Raw genomic sequence first — 4992 nt, forward strand, 5'->3', positions numbered from 1 at the left:
CTCGGCTGGCTGACCGCCGCGGCCGCCTCCGGGCTGTCCGTCCGGCTCCGGCGCGGCGGCCGGCTTGCCCGACGCCTGAGCCCCGCGCGATGTGGCCGCGCCCGGCGCCGGTCGATAGTCGGCGAAGAAGTCGTGCCAGGCCGAATCGACGCTCGTTGGGTCGGCGAGGTACCGCTGGTACATCTCCTCGACGATCCACTCGTTCGGGCCGAAACCCGCCAGTGGGTTCTCCTGCGAAGTCTGCTGGGTCGACACGGCCGGTAATCGCCTCTTTCACGCGGGTTTGTGTGTCACGCGGTGTCCGTCGCGCCCGATTGAGGACTACGGACAGGACGACTCCCAGGCTACGCCGTACGGATCCCGCAGGCATTTCCGCCTCGGTCGGGTGGCCGGTTTCACAGAAGATGCCAGAAGTTCAGCAAGCCCAGCGTGGCCCGTCGGCGACTGCTAGGGGGCTGCCCGGGGTGGCGGCCGTGCCGCCGCCACCCCGGAACGCGCCGATCAGGAGATGTCGCGCCGACGCATCAGCAGGGTGCCGACCACGCCGGTGACCACCGCGTACCCGATCAGTACGGCGGCGCCGGCCCAGCGTGGCGGGTTGCCCGGGATGTCCGCCCCGGTGACCATCAACGACGAGGCCAGCGACGGCACCAGCAGTTGCAGGTTGTTGATCCAGTCACCCCACCGGTCGGCCAGAACGGCGATCACGAAGATGGCGCCGATCGAGCCGCCCAGGTAGAGCAGGATGCCGGTCACGGTGGCGCCGATCTGGCTGCGGATCAGCACACCGATGCCGACGCCGAACACCGCCCAGAGCAGGTACGCGAGCAGGTTCAATCCGATCGCACGCCAGGCCGCGTCGTTGCCCAGCTGTGAGCCCACCCCGACCGCGTTCAGGACCGCCGAACCGGCGACCAGGTTGAACGCGGTGGTCACCAGCCAGAACAGCAGCGCCAGCACGCCCGCCGCCACCAGCTTGGCGCTCATCACCGCGGTGCGGTGCGGCGTGGTGAGGAACGTGGTGGTCACCGTCTGGTGGAAGAACTCGCTGGTCACCACGATGATGCCGAGCAGCATCACGATCAGCAGGCCGAAGAACTGCCCGGTGGTGAACAGGTTCGACGAGAGCGCGTCCGGGCTGGCCGCGGCCTCGAACTGGGCGGCCTGCTCGGCCGACAGCTCGCCCATGTTGTTGCTGGTCAGGGCGTCGGCCTGCAACCAGTTGATGAGCAGCGTGAGCGCCCACAGCGGCAGGCTGATCAGCGCGAAGATCCACCAGGTGTTGGTGGTACGGATCTTGAGCAGCTCGGATCGGACGAGTTTCATCGGATGCCCGCCTTTCCGGCCGTCAGCTCCAGGAAGACCCGTTCCAGGTCGGGCCGTTCGGTGGTCAGTTCGTGCAGTTCCACACCGGCGGCCAGGGCGGCCCGCCCGATCGTCGGGGCGTCCACCCCGCCGACCAGCAGGACGCCGTTCTCGTCGGTGTCGACGGTGGCCGACTGCGCCTTCAGCGCGGCGGTCAGCGCCTCGGCCTGCGGCGTACGGACCCGGACCTGGGCGCCCTGCGCCATCGACCCGAGGACCTGCTCGACCGGACCCTGCCGGACCAGCTGGCCGGCCGCGATGATCACCACGTCGTCGGCGAGCAGCTGCATCTCCGACAGCAGGTGGCTGGAGACCAGCACGGTGCGGCCCTCGTGCGCGAGGTTCTTGAGGAACCCCCGCATCCACCGGATGCCCTCCGGGTCCAACCCGTTGGCCGGCTCGTCGAGGATCAGCACGCGGGGGTCACCGAGCATCGCGGCGGCGATACCGAGCCGCTGCTTCATGCCCAGCGAGTAACCCTTGAACTTGCGCCTCGCCGCCGGGGTCAACCCGACCAGCTCCAGAGCCTCGTCGGCGCGCTGCCTGGGCAGCCCGGCCGCCGCGCAGATCACCCGCAGGTGGTTGATGCCGGTACGACCCTTGTGCGCGCTGGACGCCTCCAGGATCGCGCCGACGTGCCGCAGCGGGTCGGCGAGGTCGGCGTACCGCTGGCCGCTGATGGTGGCCGTGCCGGCGGTGGGCGTGACCAGGTTCAGCAGCATGCGCAGCGTGGTGGTCTTGCCAGCGCCGTTCGGGCCGAGGAAGCCGGTCACCCGCCCCGGCGCCACGGTGAAGGACAGGTTGTTCACCGCCCGGACGTTCTTGTACTGCTTCGTCAGACCGGACACCACGATCTGACCGTCGCTGGTGGGGCTTCGCTGCCCGTCAGTCATCGTTCTCCTCCCGTGCGTGGCGTCGAGGTACGCCGTGGCACAGCGTGACGGTCCCGAGCAACAAGGTCAATCAGGCGTGGTCCGTACGGCGTGGTCCACCTCCGGGCGGAGAACCCTCATCCCAGCGGACGACGTCGGGGGTCAGCGGGCGATCCAGGTGGCCCGGGCCGCGCCGAGCAGCCCGCCGTCCGGTCCGTACAGGCTGGTGTGCACCAACGCCTTGCGGCCGTCGACGCCGATCAGCGCGCCGGTCACCACGCACTCGTCGCCCGGCGCCGGACGCGCCGTGACCGCGGCGGCGATCCGGCCGAGCAGGTACGGGCGGCCCGGGGCGAGCACCGTCCAGCCGCCGGGGCAGTCCAGCGCCGCCCAGACCGTCGCGTCGCTGACCTGATCGGGTGCCCGGAACGCCGCGGCGGTCCGGCCGTCCGGGAGCCGGCCCGGGAAGATTCGCAGCCCGTCGGTCCGGTCCGGTCCGCAGACGTAGCAGCCGGGGAACGGGTGCTCGACCAGGCCGGGGTAGCGGGTCGCGGCGGCGACCGCGGTGTCCAGGTCGACCGGGGGTACGACGGCGTCGACAGCCGCCACCGGTCGCACCTCGGCCACCAGCTCGCCGGCCGGGTCGCGGACCTCGCCGTCGGTCAGGCTCAGCTCGGTGTCCAGCGGTGGCGGCCGGCGCAGCGTCACCTCGACCGCCCCCGAGCCGCCGGCAACGGCGGCGAAGACCCCCGCGCTCCAGCCGCCGTTGCCGGAGCCGGGAGGCCCGTTGTAGCGGGACCCGATGCGCATCGTCGACCTCCGGTGGGGCGTGCCGGCGCCGTCGCCGGTTCGTCCCGCAGCCTCGCACGGCCGAGACGCGGCGCATCTGCCGGCCGGCGTTCATCCTGCCGACACCAGTGGTGCCCGTGGATGGCAACCCGGGGCACTTACACAGAACCCATGGCCGTTCTGCATGCCGCTGGCGCACCCCTGACGACCAGCGGATACACCCTGCTGATCGCCGACGACCCCATCCAGGTCGCGGCCGCGCAACGCCTGCGCCACGAGGTGTTCGCCACCGAGTTGGGCGCCACCCTCCTGCCCACCGAGGCCGGGCTGGACGTGGACCCCTTCGACGCCCACTGCGACCACCTCATCGTCCGCGAGGACAGCACCGGCGAGGTGGTCGGCACGTACCGGCTGCTGCCGCCCGGCCGCACCGACCGGCGGTACGCCGAGGACGAGTTCGATCTCGCCGCGCTCGACCCGCTCCGCGACGACCTGGTCGAGGCGGGACGGTCCTGCGTACACCCGGACCACCGCTCGGGCGCGGTCATCAACCTGATGTGGGCCGGCATCATCCGCTACCTGCACCTGCGCGGCTCCCGCTGGCTGGGCGGCTGCGCCTCGGTACCGGTGGCCGACGGCGGTCGGACGGTGGCCGGGGTGTGGGCCCAGGCGCAGTCCGGGCACCTGTCGCCACCGCCGCTGCGGGTCCGCCCGCTGCGTCCCTGGTTCGCCGAGCCGGCCGCCGTCACCGCTGCCCCGACTGTCACCGCCGACCCGGCCGGACGCGTCGTGGTGCCGCCACTGCTGCGCGGCTACCTGCGGCTCGGTGCGTGGATCTGCGGCGAACCGTCGTACGACCCCGACTTCGGCTGCGCGGACTTCTACGTGCTCTTCTCGCTGGACCGGATGAACCCGCGCTACCTGCGGCACTTCCTCGGCGGGGCGGAGCGGTGACCGCCGTGCCGAACGACCTGTGGCGGCCCTCCTCCGGGTGCGACGAGGAGTGCCTGCCGGCATCCGGCGAGGTGCCCACCGTGCCGGTGGTTCGCCGGGTGCTCCGGCTCGTCGCGGCGACCGGCATGCTGCTGACCGGGGTGGGCCTGGCGGTGCTGCTGCCCGTACTCCCGTCCCGGGAGCGGCAGGCGGCGGTGCGCGGCTGGGCCCGGGGCACCGCGCGGGCGTTCGGCGTCCGCCTGGTGATCCGGGGCCGGTCGCCCCGGCGGCGTGCGCTGCTGGTCGCCAACCACGTGTCGTGGCTGGACATCCTCGCGGTGCTGGCGGTGGCGCCGACCCGGATGGTGGCGAAACGGGAGATCCGCTCCTGGCCGGTGCTCGGCCTGCTGGCCGCCGCGGCGGGCACGGTCTTCGTGGACCGGTCCCGGCCACGCGAACTGCCGTCCACCGTGCGCCGGCTCGCCGACGCGCTGCGGGCCGGCCGGTCGGCGGCGGTCTTCCCGGAGGGTACGACCTGGTGTGCGGGGGAGGGCGCGGCCGACTGCCGCCCCGGCGGAGGATTCCGTCCCGCGATGTTCCAGGCGGCGATCGACGCGGGCGCTCCGGTGGTGCCCCTGCGGCTGGGCTACCGGTGCGAGGTCACCGGCTCGCCGACCACCGCCGCGGCCTTCCTCGGCGCGGACACCCTGCTGCGCTCGGTGGCCCGGGTGGTCGCGGCACGGGACTGGTGGTCTCGGTGACGATCGCCGCCGCGCTGCACCCGGCCCGCGATGCCGACCGGCGGTTGCTGGCCCGGGCCGCCGAGTCGGCCGTACACCTGGTGCCGGCGGCGGGTGCCGCGACGCGGACCCGGCTGCGCCCGGTGACCACCATGCCCCCGGCCGTTCCCGTGCGACGCAGGTCGCCGGCGGGAACTGGTGGTCTCGGTGACGATCGCCGCCGCGCTGCACCCGGCCCGCGATGCCGACCGGCGGTTGCTGGCCCGGGCCGCCGAGTCGGCCGTACACCTGGT

5 protein-coding genes and 1 pseudogene are annotated in these 4992 nt (G+C 73.0%); 2 read left to right on the plus strand and 4 right to left on the minus strand.

Annotated elements, in window-relative coordinates; all coding sequences use genetic code 11:
• The 4 genes from JNW91_RS29640 to JNW91_RS29655 all read right to left on the minus strand — a co-directional run.
• Nucleotides 1–255 (minus strand): 2-oxoglutarate dehydrogenase E1 subunit family protein (locus JNW91_RS29640; protein WP_203178817.1); only part of this gene is annotated, 255 nt, incomplete at its 3' end.
• A gap of 246 nt (nt 256–501) precedes the next feature.
• Complete coding sequence (locus JNW91_RS29645) at nt 502–1326, minus strand: ABC transporter permease (protein ID WP_203178818.1); 825 nt, start codon at nt 1324–1326, stop codon at nt 502–504.
• Nucleotides 1323–2258, minus strand: coding sequence for an ABC transporter ATP-binding protein (locus tag JNW91_RS29650; protein WP_203178819.1), 936 nt, complete (start codon nt 2256–2258; stop codon nt 1323–1325). The genes JNW91_RS29645 and JNW91_RS29650 overlap by 4 nt, the downstream gene beginning before the upstream one ends.
• A gap of 141 nt (nt 2259–2399) precedes the next feature.
• Nucleotides 2400–3047: a hypothetical protein gene (locus JNW91_RS29655; protein WP_203178820.1), complete on the minus strand. Its 648-nt coding sequence runs from the start codon at nt 3045–3047 to the stop codon at nt 2400–2402.
• Nucleotides 3048–3197: 150 nt separating this feature from the next.
• On the opposite strand from JNW91_RS29655, the gene JNW91_RS29660 reads away from it, so the two are divergent.
• Both JNW91_RS29660 and JNW91_RS29665 read left to right on the plus strand, forming a co-directional pair.
• Entirely contained in the window at nt 3198–3980 is a 783-nt protein-coding gene (locus JNW91_RS29660; protein WP_203178821.1) for a GNAT family N-acetyltransferase, read from the plus strand.
• Nucleotides 3977–4911, plus strand: a pseudogene (locus tag JNW91_RS29665) (lysophospholipid acyltransferase family protein); the annotation flags it as partial. The gene JNW91_RS29660 and the pseudogene JNW91_RS29665, both read left to right, overlap by 4 nt.
• Nucleotides 4912–4992 lie beyond the last annotated feature (81 nt).

It is taken from the genome of Micromonospora parastrephiae (assembly GCF_016802865.1).
GTDB classification, from domain to species: Bacteria; Actinomycetota; Actinomycetes; order Mycobacteriales; family Micromonosporaceae; genus Micromonospora; species Micromonospora parastrephiae.